The 22,600-nt window shown below is 59.8% G+C and carries 23 protein-coding genes; 7 read left to right on the forward strand and 16 right to left on the reverse strand.

Annotation, left to right across the window (positions count from 1 at the left end; translation table 11 throughout):
• Position 1: 1 nt before the first annotated feature.
• Complete coding sequence (locus PMA3_RS19310; protein ID WP_064678678.1) at positions 2 to 949, reverse strand: LysR family transcriptional regulator; 948 nt, start codon at positions 947 to 949, stop codon at positions 2 to 4.
• Positions 950 to 1,050: 101 nt separating this feature from the next.
• On the opposite strand from PMA3_RS19310, the gene PMA3_RS19315 reads away from it, so the two are divergent.
• Entirely contained in the window at positions 1,051 to 2,367 is a 1,317-nt protein-coding gene (locus tag PMA3_RS19315; protein WP_064678679.1) for an L-fuconate dehydratase, read from the forward strand.
• 23 nt (positions 2,368 to 2,390) lie between these two features.
• Here the strand turns inward: PMA3_RS19315 and PMA3_RS19320 are convergent, their stop codons facing one another.
• From PMA3_RS19320 to PMA3_RS19365, 10 genes are all read right to left on the reverse strand, one after another.
• Positions 2,391 to 3,404, reverse strand: coding sequence for a GlxA family transcriptional regulator (locus PMA3_RS19320; RefSeq protein WP_191637734.1), 1,014 nt, complete (start codon positions 3,402 to 3,404; stop codon positions 2,391 to 2,393).
• Positions 3,405 to 3,512: 108 nt separating this feature from the next.
• Positions 3,513 to 4,511 (reverse strand): 4-hydroxyproline epimerase, encoded by a 999-nt coding sequence (locus PMA3_RS19325; RefSeq protein WP_064678681.1) that lies wholly within the window; start codon positions 4,509 to 4,511, stop codon positions 3,513 to 3,515.
• A gap of 13 nt (positions 4,512 to 4,524) precedes the next feature.
• Complete coding sequence (locus PMA3_RS19330; RefSeq protein WP_064678682.1) at positions 4,525 to 5,373, reverse strand: ABC transporter permease; 849 nt, start codon at positions 5,371 to 5,373, stop codon at positions 4,525 to 4,527.
• A complete protein-coding gene (locus PMA3_RS19335; RefSeq protein WP_064678683.1) occupies positions 5,370 to 6,218 on the reverse strand; it encodes an ABC transporter permease in 849 nt (282 codons plus the stop codon). The genes PMA3_RS19330 and PMA3_RS19335 overlap by 4 nt, the downstream gene beginning before the upstream one ends.
• Complete coding sequence (locus tag PMA3_RS19340; protein WP_064678684.1) at positions 6,215 to 7,333, reverse strand: quaternary amine ABC transporter ATP-binding protein; 1,119 nt, start codon at positions 7,331 to 7,333, stop codon at positions 6,215 to 6,217. The genes PMA3_RS19335 and PMA3_RS19340 overlap by 4 nt, the downstream gene beginning before the upstream one ends.
• Positions 7,334 to 7,405: 72 nt before the next feature.
• The gene (locus PMA3_RS19345; RefSeq protein WP_064678685.1) at positions 7,406 to 8,254 is read right to left on the reverse strand and encodes a glycine betaine ABC transporter substrate-binding protein; all 849 of its coding nucleotides are present in this window, start codon (positions 8,252 to 8,254) and stop codon (positions 7,406 to 7,408) included.
• A 72-nt stretch (positions 8,255 to 8,326) separates the two neighbouring features.
• Complete coding sequence (locus PMA3_RS19350) at positions 8,327 to 9,673, reverse strand: NAD(P)/FAD-dependent oxidoreductase (RefSeq protein ID WP_064678686.1); 1,347 nt, start codon at positions 9,671 to 9,673, stop codon at positions 8,327 to 8,329.
• Positions 9,670 to 11,187 carry an aldehyde dehydrogenase gene (locus tag PMA3_RS19355; RefSeq protein ID WP_064678687.1) on the reverse strand — a complete coding sequence of 506 codons (1,518 nt, stop codon included), beginning with the start codon at positions 11,185 to 11,187 and terminating at the stop codon, positions 9,670 to 9,672. Before PMA3_RS19355 ends, PMA3_RS19350 begins: the two co-directional genes overlap by 4 nt.
• Positions 11,180 to 12,091, reverse strand: a complete 912-nt coding sequence (locus PMA3_RS19360; RefSeq protein ID WP_064678688.1) for a dihydrodipicolinate synthase family protein — start codon at positions 12,089 to 12,091, stop codon at positions 11,180 to 11,182. The genes PMA3_RS19355 and PMA3_RS19360 overlap by 8 nt, the downstream gene beginning before the upstream one ends.
• Positions 12,088 to 12,801 carry a GntR family transcriptional regulator gene (locus PMA3_RS19365; protein ID WP_064678689.1) on the reverse strand — a complete coding sequence of 238 codons (714 nt, stop codon included), beginning with the start codon at positions 12,799 to 12,801 and terminating at the stop codon, positions 12,088 to 12,090. The genes PMA3_RS19360 and PMA3_RS19365 overlap by 4 nt, the downstream gene beginning before the upstream one ends.
• 402 nt (positions 12,802 to 13,203) lie before the next feature.
• Here PMA3_RS19365 and PMA3_RS19370 point away from each other — a divergent pair, with 402 nt between their 5' ends.
• Both PMA3_RS19370 and PMA3_RS19375 read left to right on the forward strand, forming a co-directional pair.
• Positions 13,204 to 13,770, forward strand: a complete 567-nt coding sequence (locus PMA3_RS19370; protein ID WP_064678690.1) for a chorismate mutase — start codon at positions 13,204 to 13,206, stop codon at positions 13,768 to 13,770.
• 123 nt (positions 13,771 to 13,893) lie between these two features.
• Complete coding sequence (locus PMA3_RS19375) at positions 13,894 to 14,412, forward strand: hypothetical protein (RefSeq protein ID WP_064678691.1); 519 nt, start codon at positions 13,894 to 13,896, stop codon at positions 14,410 to 14,412.
• Positions 14,413 to 14,545: 133 nt separating this feature from the next.
• Here PMA3_RS19375 and PMA3_RS19380 read toward each other — a convergent pair whose 3' ends face one another.
• Entirely contained in the window at positions 14,546 to 14,935 is a 390-nt protein-coding gene (locus tag PMA3_RS19380) for a c-type cytochrome (protein WP_064678692.1), read from the reverse strand.
• A gap of 387 nt (positions 14,936 to 15,322) precedes the next feature.
• Between PMA3_RS19380 and PMA3_RS19385 the strand changes: the two genes are divergently transcribed.
• The gene (locus tag PMA3_RS19385) at positions 15,323 to 15,742 is read left to right on the forward strand and encodes an organic hydroperoxide resistance protein (RefSeq protein ID WP_064678693.1); all 420 of its coding nucleotides are present in this window, start codon (positions 15,323 to 15,325) and stop codon (positions 15,740 to 15,742) included.
• A gap of 33 nt (positions 15,743 to 15,775) precedes the next feature.
• Here the strand turns inward: PMA3_RS19385 and PMA3_RS19390 are convergent, their stop codons facing one another.
• Positions 15,776 to 17,107: an aminotransferase-like domain-containing protein gene (locus tag PMA3_RS19390; protein ID WP_064678694.1), complete on the reverse strand. Its 1,332-nt coding sequence runs from the start codon at positions 17,105 to 17,107 to the stop codon at positions 15,776 to 15,778.
• Between the two features lie 86 nt (positions 17,108 to 17,193).
• On the opposite strand from PMA3_RS19390, the gene PMA3_RS19395 reads away from it, so the two are divergent.
• Complete coding sequence (locus tag PMA3_RS19395) at positions 17,194 to 18,090, forward strand: DMT family transporter (RefSeq protein ID WP_064678695.1); 897 nt, start codon at positions 17,194 to 17,196, stop codon at positions 18,088 to 18,090.
• Between the two features lie 216 nt (positions 18,091 to 18,306).
• Here the strand turns inward: PMA3_RS19395 and PMA3_RS19400 are convergent, their stop codons facing one another.
• Together PMA3_RS19400 and PMA3_RS19405 are read right to left on the reverse strand one after the other, a co-directional pair.
• Entirely contained in the window at positions 18,307 to 18,762 is a 456-nt protein-coding gene (locus tag PMA3_RS19400; protein WP_064678696.1) for a GNAT family N-acetyltransferase, read from the reverse strand.
• A 192-nt stretch (positions 18,763 to 18,954) separates the two neighbouring features.
• On the reverse strand, positions 18,955 to 19,287 hold the full coding sequence (locus PMA3_RS19405) for a DUF6124 family protein (protein WP_064678697.1): 333 nt from the start codon (positions 19,285 to 19,287) through the stop codon (positions 18,955 to 18,957).
• A 1,169-nt stretch (positions 19,288 to 20,456) separates the two neighbouring features.
• Here PMA3_RS19405 and PMA3_RS19410 point away from each other — a divergent pair.
• The gene (locus PMA3_RS19410; protein ID WP_064678698.1) at positions 20,457 to 20,939 is read left to right on the forward strand and encodes a hypothetical protein; all 483 of its coding nucleotides are present in this window, start codon (positions 20,457 to 20,459) and stop codon (positions 20,937 to 20,939) included.
• Positions 20,940 to 21,000: 61 nt separating this feature from the next.
• Positions 21,001 to 21,315 (forward strand): NIPSNAP family protein, encoded by a 315-nt coding sequence (locus tag PMA3_RS19415; protein ID WP_064678699.1) that lies wholly within the window; start codon positions 21,001 to 21,003, stop codon positions 21,313 to 21,315.
• Positions 21,316 to 21,362: 47 nt separating this feature from the next.
• Here PMA3_RS19415 and PMA3_RS19420 read toward each other — a convergent pair whose 3' ends face one another.
• On the reverse strand, positions 21,363 to 22,595 hold the full coding sequence (locus tag PMA3_RS19420; RefSeq protein WP_064678700.1) for a nucleoside permease: 1,233 nt from the start codon (positions 22,593 to 22,595) through the stop codon (positions 21,363 to 21,365).
• Positions 22,596 to 22,600: the final 5 nt, after the last annotated feature.

A 22,600-nucleotide genomic window follows, 5' to 3' on the forward strand; every position in this document is an offset into this window, starting at 1 on the left:
GCTAGGGCTCCCTGAAATAGTCGAGCAACGTGTTCAACGCCACCGACCTTGACCGGGAGCGCACGGTCAGCAGGCCGATGTTGACCATGGAGATCGGCAACTCGACCGGCAGGACAGCGACCATCCCGTAGCGCGCATAATGCTCGGCCACGTCATTGGGCACCACCGCGATCATGTCCGAGGCCTCGAGCATCGCCGTGGTCGCGAGGATCGACGCGGTTTCGACAATGTCCAGCGACTGCACCATGCCGGCGGCCTGCAGGGCGGTTTCCACCCGGCGGCGCATGGGGCTGCCGATGGGGTGCAGGATCCAGGTCAAGGTGATCAAGTCGGCCAACTGCAGTGACGAGGCGCCCGCCAACGGATGCCCTGCCCGGGCGACCACGCGCATCTGCTCGCCGTTGTCGAACAGCTCGATGTCCAGGTCCTGGCTGTCGCTCTGGTCCGGCAAGCGCCCCAGCACCACATCGAAATCGCCGCGCAGCAAGGCCGGCAGCAAGGTATCGCTGGTACCCACCTCGATGGAAATCCGTACCTTGGGGTGATCGCGCTTGTACGCCAGCACCGCTTTGGTCAGCAGCCGGGGCACCGGCCCCATCACGCTGCCGACCCGCACCCGCCCCAAGGCCCCGCGCTGCAGTTCCGCGATCTGCGCCTGGGCCTGCTCGAATTCATGCAGCGCGCCCTGGGCGTAGCGGATCATCACCTCGCCATAAAGCGTCGGCTGCATGCCCCGGGGCAAGCGTTCGAACAGGCGCACGCCGAGGCGCTCTTCCAGTTGCTGCAACAGCAGGCTGGCGGCCGGTTGCGTGGTGTGCATCGCCGTGGCCGCCCGGCGCAGGTTGCCGAACTCACCCAGGGCCGTGAGCAAGGTGATTTGTCGGCTGGAAATTTTCAGCGCACCGAGACCATGGGGTGGGATCGTGGTGGCTGCTGGACCTGTAGACATATCAAATCCGGTATCGCTACTTAGGAATCGGTGATTATGCCTGTATCGCTCGGCGACCTACAGTCGGGTCTCCAACTGGTCATCGAGCACAAGAGCCCACTATGAGCATTCGAATCACCCAGCTGAGCGTTCGCGACATCCGTTTCCCCACGTCCCTGTCCCTGGACGGCTCCGATGCGATGAATAGCGCGCCGGATTATTCCGCGTCCTACGTCGTGCTGCACACCGACGCCCCTGGCGGCCTGGAAGGCCACGGCTTGACGTTCACCATCGGCCGTGGCAACGAGATCTGCGTGGCGGCCGTGCAATCCCTGGCCCCCATGGTGGTCGGCCTGACCCTGGAAGAGATCGTGGCCGACATGGGCGCCTTCTGGCACACCATCACCGTGGGCGACAGCCAACTGCGCTGGCTCGGCCCGGAAAAAGGCGTGATCCACCTGGCCACCGCCGCCATCGTCAACGCCATCTGGGACCTGTGGGCGAAAAACGAAGGCAAACCCGTATGGAAGCTGTTGGCCGACATGACCCCGGAACAAGTGGTGCGCTGCCTGGACTTCAGCTACGTCACCGACGTGCTCACCCCCGAAGAAGCCATCGCTCTGCTGCGCCGCCAGGTGCCGGGCAAGGCCCAGCGTGAGGCGCAGATGCTGCGCGAAGGCTACCCCGGCTACACCACCGCGCCGGGCTGGCTCGGCTACAGCGAAGACAAAATGCGCCAACTGGCTCGCGAAGCGGTCGAGGATGGCTGGACCCACATCAAGCAGAAAATCGGCGCCAACCTGGAAGACGACATTCGCCGCGCGACGATCTTGCGCGAAGAAATCGGCTGGGAACGGACCCTGATGATGGACGCCAACCAGGTCTGGGGCGTCGATGAATCGGTCGCCAACATGCGCCGCCTGGCCGCATTCGAACCGCTGTGGATCGAAGAACCGACCAGCCCCGACGACATCCTCGGCCATGCCAGCATCCGCCAGCGCATCGCGCCGATCGGCGTCGCCAGCGGTGAGCATTGCCACAACCGGGTGATGTTCAAGCAGATGTTCCAGGCCGGCGCGCTGGACTTCTGCCAGCTGGACGCGGCGCGCCTGGGTGGCCTGAACGAGGTGTTGATCGTGCTATTGATGGCCGCCAAGTTCAACGTGCCGGTCTGCCCCCATGGCGGGGGTGTCGGTCTGTGCGAGTACGTGCAGAACATCGCCCTGTTCGACTACATCGCTGTCTCGGCCTCGCTGCACAACCGCGTCCTGGAATACGTCGACCACCTGCACGAGCACTTCCTCGACCCGGTGGTGATCCGCCGCGGCCGCTACATGCCACCGCAGCGAGCGGGCTACAGCATCGAAATGACCGCTGAAACCCTGGAGCGTTACCAGTATCCCGGCGGACAGGTGTGGCTCGATATCGCCCGCACCTGATCTCATCTCGCGATGCCTGGTGATCACTTCACCAGGCGTTTTTCCTTGGACGGCCTGTAGCCGAAATACGAGCTGTAGCACTTGCTGAAATGACTGGGCGAAACAAAGCCGCAGGCCACCAGCACATCGACCTGGGACAGCTCCGTGTGCTGCAGCAGTCGACGTGCTTCGGTGATCCGCAGTTCCATGTAATAGCGCTGCGGCGTGGTGCCCAGCTGTTCCTTGAACAGGCGTTCCAGTTGACGACGGGAGCGGCCGGCGTAGACCGCCAGTTGCTCCAGCTCCAGCGGCTCTTCGAGGTTGGCGTCCATCAGCTTCACCACTTCGCGCAAGGGCGCGCTGACGCAGATGTTTTCAGTGGGCTTGATGCGCCGGTAGCGCGACTCCTCGAATGCCAGGATGTCTTCGATGCCCTCGACCAGGGCTTTGTCGTGCAGGCCCTTGATCCAGTCCAGCGCCATATGGAAAGCGCCGGAGGGGCTCGACGCCGTGAGCCGGTCGCGATCGATGACATAGGGTTCGCTGCTGACCTGGGTCGCCTTGGCGATTTCCGCGAGTGCCGGGCGATGTTCGGGGTGGATCGCGCAACGATAGCCGTCGAGCAGGCCGGCCCTGCCGAGAAACCAGGCACCGTTCCACAATCCGGCCAATGTGACACCCTGGTCGGTCGCCGCGCGCAACAGGTTGATGAACTCGTCGCTGGCCTTCAGTTCCGTCCGGTAACCGCCGCAGATGACCAGCAGGTCCAGGTCGTGGATGGCTGCAGAATCGAGGCGTGCATCCGGGCGGATCACCAGCCCCAGGTCGCTGACGACCTCTGCGTCACTCAGGCCGAACGTGCGTGACGAGAACAACCCGGGGCGCAGCAGATTGGAGGTGACAATGGTATCCAGTGCCTGGGTGAAGGCCGGCAGCGAGAAGTGCTCGAGCAGCAAAAAGCCCGCTCGGGTCATCTGAGCAGGCTGTCCAGGGTTTTCATTCAGGTAGCGGAGGTTTTTACCCTTCATGCCTCCGCTGAATTGACGTCGTTCGATCAAGATTCGATCCACTCGTTTTACGTTAACCAGCCTGTCGTTTGGCGCGCCGGCAAAGCGTTCATGCTACCTGCACAAACGCAAAAAGCCCTAGCACCATTATGCAACCGATCAGGCAAGCTGGAAGCCGTGGCGAAGCGGGTCTCTGTCGTCGACAAAAATGGTGTTGTGCCCGGTGATCTGCGCCCAGCCACCGATGCTCGGGCGGATGCCGTCGAAGGTGCCGACCTTGACCGCCGCTTCGACCTTGCCTTCGAAAATGGTGCCGATCAGACTTTCGTTGCGGTACGTGTCCCCCACCTTCAAACGGCCCTTGCCAACCAGTTGCGCCATGCGCGCCGAAGTACCGGTGCCGCCTGGAGAGCGATCGATTGCCTTGTCGCCATAGAACACGGCGCCGCGTCCATGGGCGGCCGTGCTGTGCTGGTCGTCGCACCAGATGACATGGTGCACGCCGCTGATCCGGCTGTTCTCCGGATGCACCGGGTCACACACCTCGGCCAGGGCCGTGCGCAGTTTCTGGCTCAGGCCGACGATCTCTGCCGTGGTCAGCCCGTCCAGGCCGGACCAGTTCTCCTGCGGCTCGACCACCGCGTAAAAATTGCCGCCGTAAGCAATGTCCACAACGAGCTCGCCGACGCCCGGCACGTCCACCACCACATCGGCGCTGTGCAGGTAGCTGGCGACATTGAACAGGCGAATGGAATCAACGTATTCGCCGTTCATGCTGTAGTCGACATCCACCCGCCCTGCCGGTGTCTCGATCGCCAGTTTGCCGGGCTCCCGCGGCGTGATCAGGCCCTCTTCGATGACCACGGTCGACAAGCCGATGGTGCCCGCGCCACACATCGGCAGGCAGCCGCTGACTTCGATGAACAAGGCACCGAAGTCGCAGTCATCGCGTACCGATGGATAGATGATCACGCCGGACATGATGTCGTGGCCCCGGGGTTCGAACATCAGCGCGGTGCGTACCCAGTCATGGTCGCGCACGAAAATCTCCCGGCGTTCGGCCATCGACACCGACGGTAGCAACGGCCCGCCGCCTGCCACTACCCGCACCGGATTGCCGCAGGCGTGGGAGTCAATGCAAAAAAAGCTACGTCTCATGCTGGAACCTTTTTCAAACCATAGTGGTGGGAGAATGGCGCTGCAAGGCGCCCCGTGACAGACGATCCAGGAGCAATGCAACCGCGACGATCGCCAGGCCGGCACGCAGGCCCAGCCCCATCTCCATCCGGGAGAGGCCGCGGGTCACTTCAGCGCCGAGCCCGCCAGCGCCCACCAGGCCGGCCAACACCACCATCGCCAGGGACATGAGGATGCATTGGTTCAGGCCGACCAACAGCGTCGGTGCGGCCGTCGGCAGTTCGATCTTGAACAGAATGTCCCGGGGTGAGGCACCGGACGCCTGGCCCAATTCCAGCAAGTCTTTCGGCAACTGTTTGAACGCGAGGGTGGTCAGCCGGAGCATCGGCGGAATACCGTAGACGATGGTCGCGATAATCGCCGGGACCTTGCCCAGGCTGAACAGCATCACCGCCGGGATCAGGTAAACCCATGGCGGCACGGTCTGCATGATGTTGAGGATCGGCAGGAACGCGTCATCCACGCGCTTGACCCGGGCCGCCAGGACCCCGAGCGGGAAGGCGATGGTCACCGAGATCAGCACCGCCACCGAGACCAGGGCAATGGTTTGCATCGAGGCGGCCCAGAGCCCGGAGAACAGGCAGAACGCCAACATCAAACCGGCGAAAATGGCGACTCGCTTGTTGGCGAAGAAAAACGCGGCCACGACGACGATCGCGATGAACAGGTAAGGATGCGGCGCCAGCAAGGTGCCCTCCACGGCCCCGAGCACCGCCTCGATGACCCGGCTGATCCCTCTGAACAGTCCATGCAGGTTGGCGTTCAGCCAGTCGACCCCGGGCGCCAGGTACTCGCCTGGGGAAAATTGAATGGGCGTACTCATTGGCTTTCTCCCGTGCGCGAGCGGGCAGCGTGCTGCGCCAGCCGATCGAGAATCATGGTCAGGATAACGATGGAGATGGCCGCATTGATCGACTTGGCGATGTCCAGCGTGCGCACCGCGGCATAAATCGACTCACCCAGGCCACCGGAGCCGACGATGCCGGCAATGACCACCATGCCGAAGGCCATCATCAGGCTCTGATTGACCCCGGCCATGATGCTGGGCTTGGCGAACGGCAGGCGGATCTTGAAAAACATCTGCCAGTTGGTGACGCCGCTGGCATCGCCCAATTCGATGAAATGCTTGGGCGTCATGCGAATCCCCAGCGAGGTCAGGCGAATGGCCGGGGGCACCGCCACGATAAAGGTGGCCAGCAGTGCCGTGGCCGGGCCATAACCCAGCAGCGCAATCGCCGGCAGCAGATAGATGTAGGGCGGCATGGTCTGGATCAGGTCCAGCACCGGGTCCACCACGCGATCGACCGAGGGTGCCAGGCCGGCCAGCACGCCCAGGGGAATGGCGACCACCAGCGCGAGCACAGTGGCCGTCAGCACCAGGGCGAGCGTGCTGACCGTTTCGGGCCACAAGCCGATGATGTCGCAAAACACCAGGGCCAGGCCGGTGAGAATCGCAAAGCGGACGCCGACCACCCGCCAGCCGATCAGGGCAATGGCCAGGGCGACGAGGTAATACGGCGGATAGGCAAGGCACCACAGCACGCCTTCGTAAAGGCCGGTCAGCATTGCGTTGATGCCGTCGAACAGAAACTCGCCGTTGTCCGAGAGCCATTCCAGGCTCGAGTCGACGACTGCGTCGAACTGATTGGAAAAGTCCGGGGTGCTCATGTCGATGCCTCCAGAACAGTGGCGTCCGAGGGCGCCGCGAACTCATTCGGAATGCCTTGCACGCCACGCAGCAGGTCACGGATCGTGATGATCCCGACCACGGTGCCGTTATCGACCACCGCCAGCGCGTCACGCTCGGACTTCATGGTCAAGCCGATGAGCTCGTTGATATCGGCCTCAGGCGTGGTTTTGGTGAGCCGGGCAATGTCGCAGCCCGGGTTCGCCACCTTGAAAGGCTCCACCGGCGTCATCACCGACTGCGCCTTGACCAGGTGCAGCCGGGAAATGCCCGCGACGAATTCCGCGACGTAGTCGTCGGCCGGGTTGAGCACGATCTCTTCGGCGGTGCCGACCTGGATGATCACGCCGTCCTTCATGATCGCGATGCGGTCGCCGATGCGGATCGCCTCGTCCAGGTCGTGGGTAATAAACACCGCGGACTTGCCCAGGTCCTTGGTCAACTGGCGGAATTCATCCTGCAACTGCCGGCGGATCAACGGGTCGAGCGCACTGAACGGCTCGTCCATCAGAATCACTTCGGGGTCGGCGGTAATCGCCCGCGCCAAGCCCACACGCTGCTGCATGCCGCCGGACAGTTCGCTGGGATAACGCGAAGACCACTCGGTCAAGCCCACCTTGGCCAGCGCCTGCTCGGCCACCTTGTAGCGCTCGGCCTTGCCCACGCCCTGCACTTCCAGGCCGAACGCGGTGTTTTCCAGCACCGTTCGATTGGGCAACAAGGCCACGCTCTGGAAGACCATGCCGATATGACGTGCCCTGACGTCGCGCAATTCCGCGGCCTTCAGGGATGACAGGTCCTTGCCCTTGACCAGGACTTTGCCGGAGCTGGGGGTGATCAGCTTGTTGAGCAGCCTGATCAAGGTGGATTTACCACTGCCGGACAATCCCATGATGCAAAAGATCTCGCCTCGGCGCACCTGGAGACTGACGTCGGAGACGCCGACCACGCAGCCGAAATCTTGCAGGATCTGAGTCTTGGTCAGCCCCTCCTTGACCACAGCATTCATGGCTGCCGGGGCGGCTTTTCCGAAGATTTTCCAGACGGACTGGCAATCTATCAGCACTTCGTTCGTGTCTATCTTGGCCGTTGTCATGTTCGTAACCCGTGAACCAGTTTTCTGGTTTCTCTAAGAATCAAAGGGCGGCAGTGGCGTTAAGCAAAGTGATTACTTCTTGATATTTCCCCAGCGCTTGAGCAAGTCAGCGTGGCTGTCGGTCCAGTCCTTGATCGCCTGTTCCATGGTCTTGCCATCCTTGACGTCGGCGTTCATCGCGGTGATGTCGGTGATGGGCACATACACACTGGCCATCAGCTCGCGAGCACGTGGATATTCGGCAGCAAAGCCTTTATGGCCGATCCAGTAGTAGCCTTGCAGCGGCGGGAAGATGCCTTTTGGATCCTTGAGGAATTTAAGGTCGAACTTCTTGGTCATCCACGAAGGGTCCCAGACGGTGACGACCACCGGCTCTTTACGGTCGACCGCCGATTTCAACGCCGCCGTCATCGCCGTGGTACTGCCTTCGACCAGCTTAAGCTTGAGGTCATAGGCCTTGACCACATTGGTGGCATCGCTCATCAAGCCAGAACCCGGTTCGATACCGATGATCTTGCCGCCAAGTTTTTCCGAGTTGGCGTTCAATTGTTCAATGGAATCAATGTCGACGTAACTGGGTACGGCAAGTCCTTGATACAGCCCGAAAGAAACTGGCGATAGTTTCTCGATCTTGTTCTTGTTCTTGTTCCAGTAGTCGTTGGCCGCGTAATCGGTTTGGGAGGCCAATACTTGTACGTCACCTTTGCTCAATGCTGCGTAAGCGATGCCCCACTCGGAAAACTCTACAACTTTTACGGTATAACCAGAGTCTTCAAGTACCTTCTTTGTTATACCGGTAATAGGCGTCAAGTCTTCCCAGGTCATGGTACCCATGACAATGTTTTTCTCTTCGGCTTGCACGGGGCCACTTAATAAGCCAGCCACAGCGACAGCACAGATTGCCTTCCAAATCTTTTTCATGGCGAACTCCGATCTACGGTTAAAAACTAGAGTTAGACTTTTATGAAATAAAAGCCGGATGTGTGAAGCACTTCAGCCCTCTCGCCCTGCTCTTAATGCCTGCCAACGAATAACCGAGTTGACGCCCAACTTAGTGATCAGCTTGGGTGGCAATCGGCTGGGTCCCGGCAGTTGACTGAAACTGTCTAAAACCTTTGAATGCGTGCCGCTGGCCAGCTCGGCAGCCATAACGCCTGCCAGTGTGCTTTTAACCGTGCCCAGGCCGTTTTCGCAGCAAGCCGAATAGAGGTTTTCTTCTATTTCCCCAAACGCTGGTGCGCTGTTGCGACTCAGGCAGAGCCGTCCGGCCCAGCTGAATTCCAACGGAGTCGATTTCAACTCGGGGAAGCGCGCATCCAGCGAGCGCCGTTGTTCTTCGGCCACGGCCGCAACACGTCTTGGCGTTACTTGAATACTGGGGTCATAGGTAAACTTGGTACGGATAACAATGCGCGACAGGCCGTTTTCAGTAATCTTGCGCAGCGTCGCGCCCATTGGGTCGGCGGGTAATAAAGCCCATCGATCCTTACCCGTCACAGGCCCGCCAAATTCATCATGACTATAGGCAGCCGTCATCGAAGCGTAAGTAAACACGTGCAGCAGACGCCCCTGGAAATGGCCGAAATCTTCGACATGACCATTGACGCCCAAAATCACTTTCGGCGCAGTGACAACTCCACGGTGAGACTTCGCCTTCCAGTCATTGCCTGATCTTGTCAGCTCGATAATCGGTGAGCGTTCATACAGGCTGACGTTCTTATCCAGCCCGGCGGCAAAATCCCTGATGTATTGGGCGGGCTGGATCATCACTGCACCGGGGGTATACAGCCCGCCGTGGTAATAACGGGTACCGGTGATGTCCTGCATACGTGCGGCATCCAGCAATTCAAATCGCTCGCCGATGCTTTTCAGTGACTTGGCATAATTGTCATTGAGCTTGATCCCGCGCTCGGTGGCTGCCGCGTTGATCTTCCCGGAAGGGTCGAAGGTGGTTGCGGACATGCCGTATTCGCGAGCGGCTTCAGCGGCGAAAGCAATGGCGAAGCGGTTCTGCGCGATCTCCAGCGCCGTTGCCGACTCGCCAGCCACCGAATATTCCCCGGATGACAGGCTGTGGGGCACGTCAATCATGAAACCGGAGTTGCGGCCTGCCGGCCCCTTCGCCACTTCATGGGCGTCCACCACCGCGATGCGGTCGCCGGGATGCAGTTGGGACAGCCGGCGGGCGGCGGAGAGACCGGCAAAACCGGCGCCGATAATCAGCCAATCCGCCGTCACGTTGCCATCAAGCAGACGGACAGGCGCAGTGCGGGTGGAAATCGCCTCCCATCCTGAAACCCCGGTGTCGACCGGCAGGCGCTTGATGGTATGGGTGCTCATTTTTCGGACTCGTCATCCGACCGATCAGACACATCGATCCAGATGGTCTTGATTTCGGTGTACTGGTCATGGGCGAAGATGGATTTGTCCCGACCACCGAAGCCCGACTCTTTGTAGCCGCCGAAAGGTGTCGACGCATCGCCCTCACCAAAGCAGTTGACGGTGACGATGCCGGCGCGGATTTCCCGCGACAACCTGATCGCCCGACGCAGGCTGCCGGTGTACACCGAGGCGGCCAGGCCGTAGACCGTGTCGTTGGCCAGGGCAATGGCTTCGGCGAGCGTGTTGAAGGTGGTGACCGACAGAACCGGGCCGAAGATCTCTTCCTTGAACAGTCGACTGTCCCGGTCCACACCATCGATCACGGTCAGTTCGACGAACGCATCGTCCTTGGTCGCACCGCCGTAGACCACATTCATCTTGCCGGCGACGGCGTGCTCGAGGTACGACTTCACCTTGGCGAAATGCTCCGGGCTGACCAGCGACCCGACGCGGTTTTCCGGGTCCAGTGGGTCGCCCATCTTCCATTCGCGGATGTAGGCGCCCATGCGCTGGAGCAATTCGTCCTTGATCGACGCGTGGACGATCAGGCGCGAGGTCGCAGAGCAGTTTTCGCCCATGTTCCAGAACGCGCCGTTGACCACATGCTGGGCGACGAGGTCCAGGTCTTCGGCGTCGTCCATCACCACGGCCGGGTTTTTCCCGCCGCATTCGAGCACGATGCGTTTCAGGTTCGAATCGGCGGCGTAATGCAGGAACCGGCGGCCGGTCGCGGTGGAGCCGGTGAAGCTGACCATGTCGACGTCGTGGTGCAAGCCGATCGGCTCGCCGACCTCCTTGCCGGTGCCGGTGACAATGTTGAGCACGCCGGCCGGGACGCCCGCTTCAAACGCCAGCTCAGCGACCCGCAAGGTGGTCAGGGAAGTCTGTTCGGCGGGTTTGACGATGACCGAACAGCCTGCAGCGAGCGCCGGGCCGATTTTCCAGGCCAGCATCAGCAGCGGGAAGTTCCATGGCAGGACGCAGCCCACCACGCCAATCGGCTCACGGACCACCATGGTCAGCGCGTCACTGCCCACTGGGGCGGTGTTGTCATAAATCTTGTCGACCAGTTCCGCGTGCCAGCGCAGGGTGTGGATTGTGTCCGGCACGTCGACCAACTGGCATTCACTCACAGGCTTGCCGCTGTCGAGGCTCTCGAGGACGGCCAGTTCGTGTGAGTGGCTTTCAAGCAGATCGGCGAACGTCAGCAGGACCGCTTTGCGCTCCTTGGGAGAAATCGATCTCCAGCGTCCATCCTCGAAAGCCTCCTTGGCGTTATTGACGGCGAAGTCGACATCCTCGGACGAACAGGCGGCGACATCAGTCAAAAACTCGCCCGTTGCCGGATTGTGGGTGGCGAAAGTCTTGCCGGAGATCGCGGGCTTGAACGCGCCATCGATGAACGCGTTGGAGGGCAACGAAATCTCTTTGGCGATGGCGGCATATTCCGCTTTGCTCAGAAGATCACCCATGGCTGGCTCCCGACGTAATGTTGGCCACGTTGCGTTTCAGCTCGGCGATGACCGATTCGAGGCTCTGCTTTTCTTCAGCTTCCAGAGGCTGAAGCGGCAAGCGCACATCCCCTACTTTCAGGCCGGCCACTTCGCAACCGTACTTGATCGACTGCACGAACTTGCCGCCGTCCAGTGCATTCATCAGCGGCATCATCGCCGACATGATCTGGCGACCTTTATCGAAGTTCTTTTCGATCACACAGGCTTCATACAGCGCCACGTGTTCCTTGGGCAGGAAGTTGGAACCGGCGCAGACCCAACTTCTGGCGCCCCAGGCAAAGAACTCGAGTGCCTGATCGTCCCAGCCACAGGACAGCGCGATATTCGGGTATTGGCGGGCGAGCAGATGCACGCGGCCCATGTCGCCGGAACTTTCCTTGATGGCGATGACGTTTTTCGATTCGCTCACGCGGGTGAGGTAATCCTCGTCCATCGAAACGCACATGCGACCCGGGTAGTTGTAAAGCATGATCGGCAGGTTGGCCGCGCGATCGATGGTCAGCGCGTGGATCGCGTTTTCCTTGGAAGTCGGCAGTGCGTACGGCGGCGAAGTGACGAGAATGGCGTCTGCCTTGATCGCTTTTGCATCCTTGGCGTATTGCACGGCATCTTCTGTGCGAATGGCCCCGGTGCTGACGATCAGTTGCACCCGGGTGCCGATGACATCTTTGGCGTAGGCGGCCAGTTCAGTACGTTCTTCCGGCGTCTGCGCATAATATTCGCCGGTCGAGCCGCCGATGATAATGCCGTGCACTTTCGCCTCGATCAGCGACTCCAGCACTTCAGAATAAACGGCCCAGTCAATCTCCCCATCTGGTTTATGAGGCGTTACCGCTGGCGTATAGATACCTTCAAATTTCAAGATGATTTCTCCGGAGATAGATTGCGTGAAAGATCAACGAGTGCGTCCGCTGTCATGCCTTGGGGCGTAATGAAAATCTCCATGTTTTCCCGGGACAGTTCCCAGTGTTCAAACACCAGATCAACGACTGCTGCTTCATCGCGACGCTCTATGGCTTCGATAAATGAATCGTGATGACAGGCGGACAGATCAAGACGCTGTTCCATATCCTTGTCGCGAGGCCGGAAAAAGGTATTGCCGATCCGGGCGTGATCGATAAGCAGTCGTTCCAGGCTGGGTTGCAGATAGGGGTTGCCCGCCATCTCGCCCATGATCCAGTGAAAGCGGTTGTTCTCGACCACCATCGCCAGCGCATCCCTTGAAGTGGTGGCGTGGCGAAAACGGTATTGCGTGTCTTTGAGGTCGATCAATTGGCGCGGCGTGAAGTTTTGCACCGCCAGGCGGCCGATGGCGGCGTACATCATCGGCGCCACCAGGAAAAAGTTGCGCAGGGTCGAGTGATTCATCGAGATGACCCGAGCACCGCGGTTTTCGCGAATATCGATATAGCCTTCACCCGCCAGGCGGCGAAACACTTCTCGAACGGGGGTCCGGGACAAGCCGTAACGGGCACTGAGAATGACTTCGTCCAGGGCTTCGTCCGGGGCCAGTTCCATGGTCAGGATCTGACGTTTCAAGTCTTCGTAGAGACAGGTTTTGCCGTTTTTCAAAACGACCTCCAGAGGCAGTTTTTGTTGTCATGGCGGCTGGCTGATGGGTTCAGACTCGCATGGGTCCGAGGGGTGGTCAATAGATTGTATTCTCTCTGTATACATAGAAAACACATCGTGAATACCGTACGAATTCAGATATTTTCTTTTAGATTCATTGGGTTACTTATTTATAAGGAATTTACGGTGGTCGCTTACAGAAACGAATGTCGTCGTTTTTGGAATGGTTTTTCCTAGAACATTCTGCTAAGGCTTACTACCAACCGTACCTGTGTTTATGGGAGTTGGCTCAAGACGACAGTCGCGGGGGCGTTTGCGACATGGCGAGCTTTTCTTTTTTGGCGTATACGAATCCCGTGTCCGGTGAAGAGCCTTAAATCCCCCGCTCAATGAGGTTTGCCAATGTTCCATTTCCCATGCTTGCCACAGCTGCTGACCTGCGCCCTGCTAGGCCTGTTCGCTGGCACCGCACAAGCCGCCGCGCCCACGCCCGATAGCCTGCAACCGCTGCTTGCAACAATGAACGAGCGCCTGAACATTGCCGATCTGGTGGCGTTGACCAAGTGGGACAGCGGCAAGCCGATCCAGGACAGTGCCCGGGAAGCGCAGGTCATCGCCAACGCGAGGAAGCTGGCCGTGGCGCGAAAGCTGGACCCGGACGACGTCGTCGAATTGATCGCTGCACAGATAGAAGCCAACAAGCTGGTGCAGTACGGCCTGATCGCTCAATGGCATGCGGCGGGCAAGGCGCCCGACACGCCACGGCCGGACCTCGCCAAACAGATCAGGCCGCAGCTGGACGAACTGCAGAACCGCCTGTTGCAGCAATACGCCAGGTTCGCACCCTATCGCACCGACCCGAACTGCCAGGACTGGCTGGCCAAGGCGCGCTCCAGCCTGATCAGGAACGCGTTGCATGGCCAGGCATTGATCCGCGCCACCGGCGAGCTGTGTATCGCAGATCGGTAAGCTCTGATTGATGCAGCCATTGACGGAGTTAATAGTCACCATCAACGCAATGAAGTTCTCTTAAAAACTCCGGGGCGTAACATCGCCTCCATACCAAACAACTACACCCCGGAGCACACCATCATGAAACGCCAAGTCCTTCTCAGCATCGCTTTCTCGGTTTTTGCAGTGAACGCTTTCGCCGCTACTTCTGCTTACCCGGTAGTTGCTGAAGGTGGTTCGGATCGTCTGATTGAAAGCCGTGTGGCTGAGGGTGGTTCGGATCGCTTGATCGAGAATCGCGTTGCGGCTGATGGTTCGGATCGTCTGATCGAGAATCGTGTTGCGGCTGATGGCTCGGATCGTCTGATCGAAAACCGCGTTGCGGCCGATGGTTCGGATCGTTTGATCGAAAACCGCGTTGCGGCCGATGGTTCGGATCGTTTGATCGAAAACCGCGTTGCGGCTGATGGCTCGGATCGTCTGATCGAGAATCGCGTTGCAGCTGATGGTTCGGATCGTCTGATCGAAAACCGCGTTGCGGCTGATGGTTCGGATCGTCTGATCGAGAATCGCGTTGCGGCTGATGGCTCGGATCGTCTGATCGAAAACCGCGTTGCCGAAGGTGGTTCTGATCGTCTGATCGAAAGCCGTGCGGCGTAAATGAATGGTTTTACCGCGACACTCAACGAAAAACCCGGTCTCGTCTGCCGGGGTTTTTTATACCTGCAATAACCCGCCATTCAACGGGTACTGGTCGACCAACGCACCTCGCCTGCCGTTTTGTTCAGCCAGCTTACTGCGACTGAAACGTCTGAAGATAAGCCAGCACATCGTCGACCTTTTCCGGATCGCTGAGCCCCCAGAAAATCATCCGTGTACCGGGAACCACACCCTTCGGATCTTCGAGGTACGCGGTCAGTGTTTCGCGAGTCCAGACGATGCCGGCCGCTTTCATCGCGTCGGAGTACAGGTAGTCCGTCGTGCTACCTGAGGGGCGACCGAAAATCCCGTTGAGCTGCGGGCCAAAAGAGCCCCGCGCCGACGCCCCTACCTGATGGCAGCCACCGCAGATCCGCTTGAACAGTTTGCCGCCCGCCTCGGCATCGCCGGCCGCTAAGGCCTGGGCGCTGCAGAGTCCCGCATTGAGCAGCAGGGCGAAGGTCAGTACGGCGGCGTTCTTCATGTCGGTTCCAGGTGTCGTTACGGCAAAAACGGGCGGGTATTTCATCATGACCGGCCCCGGCACCAAAACTTAAATGCAAAAACGCCCTCTCCGGCCTTGCCGGCGCACACCTGTCAATAGCCTTGGGGCAGCGCCTCCGCGACGAAGGCAGCAGAGTCGGCCAGATTCAAGCCACCGGCGAGGACGACATCGATCAAACAACAGCGGCTGTTGTTTGTATCGGCCTGTATGTTTGCCGGCGATCTTACACAGCGATACACAACCGCTGGTTCAGGACACACACGCACTACACGAAGGTGGAAAAGTGGGCGCCATCGGACATCCGCTACTCCGATGAATCCAGTGACATAACAGCTCACGAGCCCAGAATCCCAACAGGAGCCACCCATGATCAATCAAATCGACACCGTGCTGTACACCGGCAAGACCCACACCACCGGCGGCCGAAACGGTGAAGCGCGAAGCGACGATGGCCGTCTGGACATCAAGCTGTCCCCGCCGGGCAGTTCAGGCAGTGGCACCAATCCCGAACAACTGCTGGCGGCCGGTTGGTCGGCCTGCTTCATCGGCGCCATGGGCAAGGCGGCTGCCGCCATGAAGGTGAGCCTGCCGAGTGACATCACCGTCGATGCCGAAATCGACCTGGGCAAGACCGAAGAGGCGTTTTTTCTCCAGGCGCGCCTGAATGTCAGCCTCCCGGGCCTGGACCCTGCCGTCGCCCGGGCGGTGGTGGATGACGCACACCTGCGCTGCCCGTACTCCAAAGCGCTCAGTGGCAACATCGACATCACGATCAATCTGGTTTAACCGGGGCCACAGCGGGTTCAATTGGCTTTTTCGCTACGCGTAAGCCCCTACCACCCGCTTCACTTTCACCAACGCCTTGCGCAACGTGTCCATATCCACCGACCCCAACGCCAAACGGATCGCATGGGGTACATGCACGGAGATCGCAAACGGCTCGGCGATCGAGACCGCCACCTGTTCGTGCATCAGTTCCATGGCGATCTGGTCGGCCCGTGCGTCTTCCGGCAAGGGCAGCCAAAGAAAATACGACGATGGATGGCTGATGTAGCGAAGGCCGGCCAGCACTTGCGCGGCGAGGGCTTGCCTGGCCTGGGCGTCCTTGCGTTTTTCCGCCTCCAGCTGCATGACGGTTCCATCGTCGAGCCAGGTGCTCGCAATCGCGGTCAGCACGCCCGGGGTATTCCAGGTGGTGGCCCGGATCGTTCGCTCCAGGGCAGGCACTTTATCGAGGGGCGCGGCGATGAAACCTACACGCAGGCCGGTGGCGACACTCTTGGATAACCCGGACACGTAAACCGTGCACTCGGGGGCGAGTTCAGCTATCGGTGGCGGTGGGTTTTCCACCAGGAAAGCGTAGGCGGCGTCTTCGATGATGAGCAATTCATGACGGTGCGCAATCGTCACCAGGTGCTCCCGTTGCGCGGCACTCATCACCCATCCCAGCGGATTGTGCAGCGTCGGCATGCTGTACACCGCCCGCACGCGCCGGTTCCGGCAGAGCTTTTCCAGGGCATCGAGATCCGGACCCTGTCCGGTCACGGGGATGGGCACGATTTCCAGGTGCAGGGCTTCGGCGAGCACCTTGAAACCTGAATAGGTCAGCGCATCGGCGGCAATCACATCACCGGGCTTGAGCAGCGCCATCATCGTCACGGCCAGCCCCTGCTGGGCGCCATTGACGATCAACACTTGCCCGGCTTCCACCGTCAACCCGCGCGCTCGCAGATGACGCGCCACCGACGCCCGCTCATGCGGTCGCCCGGCGTGTGGTTGATAGCGCAGCAACGCCTCCAGGTCACCACCCGATGCCAGTTGGCGCAGGGCACTGCGCAACAGCTCTGCCTGTCCGGGCAGCGACGGATAGTTGAAGTTGAGATCGATCATGCCGACGGCCACGGCTTTCTGGTCGATACCGGAACCCGGCGCCAACGCGGTTTCCCTGACGAAGGTACCGCGCCCGGTTTCCCCGCTGACCAGGCCCATGGCCTCGAGTTCTGCATAGACCCGGCTGGCGGTTACCAGCGCCAGGCCTTCGGTTGTCGCCAGTTGGCGGTGGGTTGGCAAGCGAGTGCCCGGCAGCAGGCGCCCGGCCCGGATATCCGCGGCAAAGCTATCAACCAGAGACTTGTATCGGGAGCGAGGCATGGGCCGATGTATCCATGACAATATTTTGATTGTATTGATCTTCGATCATAGGATGGATCTCTGCAAACTTTTTGAGTGCGAGCGAAATGGAACGGGCATCGAAGCTGCAAAACCTGGGGATGGAAAAGACCGCCAGCGGCTGGCTCAACGGATTCATCGGCGTCCTGATCTTCAGCGGCTCGCTGCCTGCCACGCGGCTGGCCGTGCTGGAGTTCGACCCGGTGTTCCTGACGGTTGCCCGCGCCACTATCGCGGGGCTGCTGGCGCTGTGCATGCTGGTGCTGTTCAAGGAAAAGCGTCCTGCTCGAGGTGATCTTCTGCCCTTGGCGATCGTGGCGCTGGGGGTTGTGGTGGGGTTTCCGCTGTTGACGGCGCTGGCCCTGCAGTACGTGACGTCGGCGCATTCCATCGTCTTCGTTGGCCTGCTGCCGCTCGCCACCGCGGCGTTTGGCGTGTTGCGCGGTGGCGAGCGGCCGCGGCCGGTGTTCTGGTTTTTCTCGGTGCTGGGCAGTGCGCTGGTGGTGGGGTTTGCATTCTCCCAGGGCCTGACCGCGTCGCCGACGGGGGACATTCTCATGTTGCTGGCGATTCTCGCCTGCGGCCTGGGTTATGCCGAGGGTGCGAAGCTGTCGAGGACCCTTGGCGGCTGGCAGGTGATCTCCTGGGCGTTGGTGCTGTCGCTTCCCGTCATGATCCCGTTGACCTGGTACCTCGCCCCGCCTTCGTTCTCAGGCATTACGACATCGGCGTGGGTCTGCCTGGCATACGTATCGGTCTTCAGCATGCTGGTCGGTTTCGTGTTCTGGTATCGCGGGCTGGCCCAGGGCGGTATCGCCGCCGTCGGGCAGCTGCAGTTGCTGCAACCGTTTTTTGGACTGGCGTTGGCGGCGACGTTGCTGCATGAGCAGGTGAGCATTGGCATGTTGGGGGTGACGGTGGCGGTGATACTTTGTGTGGCGGGGGCGAGGCGGTTTTCGAAGTAGGCGGGACCAGGGTATCTGTGGTTTGACCGCAGGCTTGCCTGAAGGCGGCGTGTCAGGCGACATCGATGCTGGACGTCAGTACGCATTCGCGGGCAAGCCCGCTCCCACAGGAATCGCTACCGTGCCACGAATATTGTGCCCAACACAAAACCCTGTGGGAGCTGGCTTGCCAGCGAAAGCGGTCTGATGATTGACAGGTTTGTCTGATCAGATCCGCTATTGCCTTAACACCCTCTGCATGACAATGGTGCGCTCGGCCCCGTGAAATTCATCCCGCACTTTTCGAAAACCCAGCGAAGCATAAAAGCCCTCTGCGGTGATTGAAGACGGCACGCGCAGAACATCGAGGCCCAATTCATGAGCGGCCGAATGAATGACAGCCATAAGCTGCCTGCCGATTCCGGCCCCTTGGTATTGCGGGTCAACAAAGACACTTCTGACAACATCCCCATCCAGGCTAGCCGTCGCGACGACACGTTGATCGACAGACGCCACATAAACCCGGCGCTGCATCATCAACTGAATGATCCCCTGCGCGGAGAAGCCCTGCTCCACTCGCGCGATGACATCGGGTGAATAGTCCTGCGCATTGGACTCACGTAGCGCGCTGATCACCACATGACTGATCGCTGCTGCATCGTCGATTGTTGCGAGACGAACCTGACAATCCATTTTGCGTTCCCTCGCTACTTGTGATCATCCAATCGTAAACGCATAAAAGATCTCGGGATACGCTGATCAGCTCATTTCATTTCCGTCGGGAATGTCTCACCGAAGCTCTGCATCCGCGTGGGATGCTGAGCGTCCCGGTCTGCATTCCCACGCCGACGGTTCGACGCCTCGACATGGGAATGATCAGATAGGTCAATCCTGCGGATCAACGTTATCCAGGGCTCGATTCACCGTCAGTTCGGCCAGCATGATGACCTGCTGAATACCCAGCATCGTATTGCGCTGCGACCCTTCCAGAAATCCCGCGAAATCACTCGCCATGACACTCGCGGAGGCCAGGGACTCACAGGCGTGGGCCAATAGGGTTTCGGTGCCGATGTCGGGGGCGACGACGAACATCGGGCTGGGTTTGTGCGGTGGGATGGCGATTTTGAGGGGCTGGGGATTATGGTGATGGTCACCAGTTTGGGACGTAGATTGCGTTGGGGTTTCTGATTCCGGAGGACTGGGTGTCGATCTGATCATGGTGAAACTCCTAGAGTGATGGAGCCGCCACAGTCGCTGCTAAACGAATAGAGGTGGCGGCCGTACGCGGGTTAGCAGACCAGGACTCTAGAACCCGGCGCACCGAAGTGCCCCACGCAAAGCCGCCATAACAGGAACCTGCAGGTAAAAAACCTGAGTATGAAATGGACGCTGTGAGCCTAGAGTGGAACCGAGCTGCTAAACCCGATCGCTGATTTTCAGCGACCCGCAGACGATAGAAGCCAGCCCCAAGGCGCACAAGCCGGCAGATTCTGTCTTAGGCGTAGGCATCTACGCAAGACGACGTAGCCTCCTGCCTACAACTCAGAAAGTTCCTACAGCCACGCTCCTCTGTGGAGAGGACTTGCTGTTTCTAATCGTGCCACGTTCGGTCGTGGGGTGGCGATTTCCAGGGTTCCGCGGGGTGTGTTGTGAGTCGCCAGCACGCTGACGAATTCGCTTGCGATCACTGATTTAGGAGGGCTGGGGGTCGAAGCTCCTAGATTGATGGTGCTGCCATGGGTCGCTGCGAAACGAAAGGTGGCAGCTGTACGCAAGTTCGCAGAACGGGAATCAAGGAACCCGGTAGACCCTAAGATCTCCCGCGCACAGCCGCCATAACGCACTGCGGCAGACAGACGTAGCGCCAACTAAATGGAAACGGTGACGCTAATTCATGAAGGCCAGGTGTTGTTTTGATGAAGCCCCCTGCCCCATAAAGCCGCCAGCTGTCGCTGCTTAATGTAAAAGGGTGGCGTCTTTACGTGGGTTAGCAGACCAGGGACAAGGAACCTGATGCACCGAAGTGCCCCACGCGCAGACGCCATAACACAGAGCTGTCTCGCACCGGATGCGTGGACTGGCAAAAAGAGAACCGGCGTGCCTTGATATTACGGAGCTGCTAAACCCAACCGCTGTTTTTCAGCGACCTGCAGACGATAGGAGCCAGGAACAAAGCGCACAAGCCGGTGGATTCTTGAGTTGTCGTAGGCATCGTCGCATCGCGATGTAATCTTCTGCCCACACCTAAGCGTATAACTACAGCCTCACCCCTCTGTGGGATTGGCGATTACCTGGCTCTGATCCCACAGAGCAGAAATCGGCCAGACCCGGACAGGTTTGTGATGCCTTGATATTCTGTGCAGCCGATCCACGATGGACACCCACACATGGAAGTAGCCCCCCGGTTCATCCTTCATGAAACCGCCCACTGGATTCTCAATCACCACATGTCGTCCGCGCTTCCCGGCTATCTGATGCTCGGCTCAAGGACTCACGTCAACTCGCTGGCTGAACTACCCGACGGTGCGCTGGCAGAACTGGGTGGCTTGCTCGCCAAGGTTCAGACAACCATCGAATCGCAGTTGAAACCCAAGTGGCTCTACATCAGTCGATTCGGCCATGACCCCGGCTACCCTATCCATTTCCACTTCATCCCGGTGTATCACTGGGTCGAAGATCTGTTCTGGAAAGATAAGAGATACAGGCTGCTGGAGACCTTCGCGACCAACGACAACGCAACGTCGCTGACTGACGGAGCGGAACTGACGCTGTTCATCTGGCGCGAATTCGGGGAAAGCCCTGAGCCACCGCCCATTCAAGGGCCTTCAACCGATCAAGTCATCGATCTGCTACGCGGCTCATTCAGATAGGACAGCAAGGCTGTCGCATCGGACCGAAATCAGCATCACCCAACCAAGAGGGAGAAAAAAAGTGGTCACCTGTTATCTCAGATACGTCCTGGATCCCTATCAGATCAAAGCATTCGAACACTACGCGACGCTATGGATTCCCCTCGTTGAAAAATTCGGAGGCCAGCACCACGGCTACTTCCTGCCCTCCGAGGGCGCCAATAACATTGCCCTGGCGATGTTCAGCTTTCCAAGCCTTTCGGCGTATGAGCAGTACCGGCAAGACTCCATGAACGATCCGGATTGCATGGCGGCGTTCAAGTATGCGGAGGACACAAAATGCATCCTCAGCTATGAGCGGTCTTTTTTCCGGCCGGTGTTTGGCAAACAGGCGTAGCAGGCAGCGGCATGGAAACGGGCGCCTTTCGCGCGCCCGTTCTGTCTTCAGCCGTTCGATTGCACGGCTTGGGTCTGACGCCCATTGAACGCCAACGAAAAACAGAAAAAGATCGCCAGCGCAAACCCCGCCGGGAACAGCCAGATACTCTTCCACTCGTGGCTGTCCGCCGACGCATAGTGATCGGTCACCTGCCCCGCCACCCAGAATCCAATGAGCATGCCCACGCCATAGGTCGCCAGGGTGATCAGCCCTTGCGCCGAGCTTCTGAAGCGCTCCGAGGCCTTGGCATCGGTGTAGATCTGCCCCGACACAAAGAAGAAGTCATAACAGATGCCATGCAGGGCGATGCCGGTGAACAGCATGAACGCCAGGTCGCCGTTATTGCCGTAGGCGAACAACAGGTAACGCAAGGCCCAGGCCAGCATCCCCACCAGCAGCGCAAGCTTGATCCCGAAGCGCTGGATGAACAGCGGCAGAAGCAGCATGAACAGCACTTCGGACACCTGCCCGATGGCCATTTTCGCCGTGGGATTGGTGACGCCGATTTCCGCCAGGAACGGGTTGGCATTCTGGTAATAAAACGCCAGGGGAATGCAGATCAGGATCGAGGCGATGAAGAACACCAGGTAGCTGCGATCCTTGAGCAGACCCAAGGCGTCCAGCCCGAGCATTTGCTTGAGGCCGCCGCTGCCCGGTTCACGGGGCAGCGGTGCGGTACGGGGCAAGGTGAAGCTGTAGAGGCCCAGCGCGAGGGACGCGATGGCGGACATCAGGAAGGTGTTGCGCAAGCCGCCGGACGAGATCGCCTGTTGCGAGTCCCAGGCAAACACGAAGCTGATCACCACGCCCGCGACGATCCAGCCGATTGTGCCCCACACCCGGATTCGCGAGAACTCCAGCGCCGGGTCGCGCATCTGCCGGAAGGCTACCGAGTTGACCAGGGCCAGGGTCGGCATGTAGATCATCATGTAGGCCAGCACGAACGGGTAAAAAGTGCTGAAGTCGGCGGCGCGATAGAGCTGGAACAGCAACACCGCGCCGATCAGATGCAGCACCGCGAGGATGCGCTCGGCATTGAAGTAGCGGTCGGCGATCAGCCCGATGACGAAAGGCGCGATGATCGCGCCCCAGGACTGCGTGGAAAACGCCATGCCGATCTGCCCGCCGCTGGCGCCCAGGTTGCTGGAGAGGAAAGTGCCGAGGGTGACGAACCAGCCACCCCAGATAAAAAACTGCAGGAACATCATTGCGCTCAATCGCGCACTCATCGTGGTCATGAACT

The organism is Pseudomonas silesiensis (assembly GCF_001661075.1).
GTDB lineage: Bacteria > Pseudomonadota > Gammaproteobacteria > Pseudomonadales > Pseudomonadaceae > Aquipseudomonas > Aquipseudomonas silesiensis.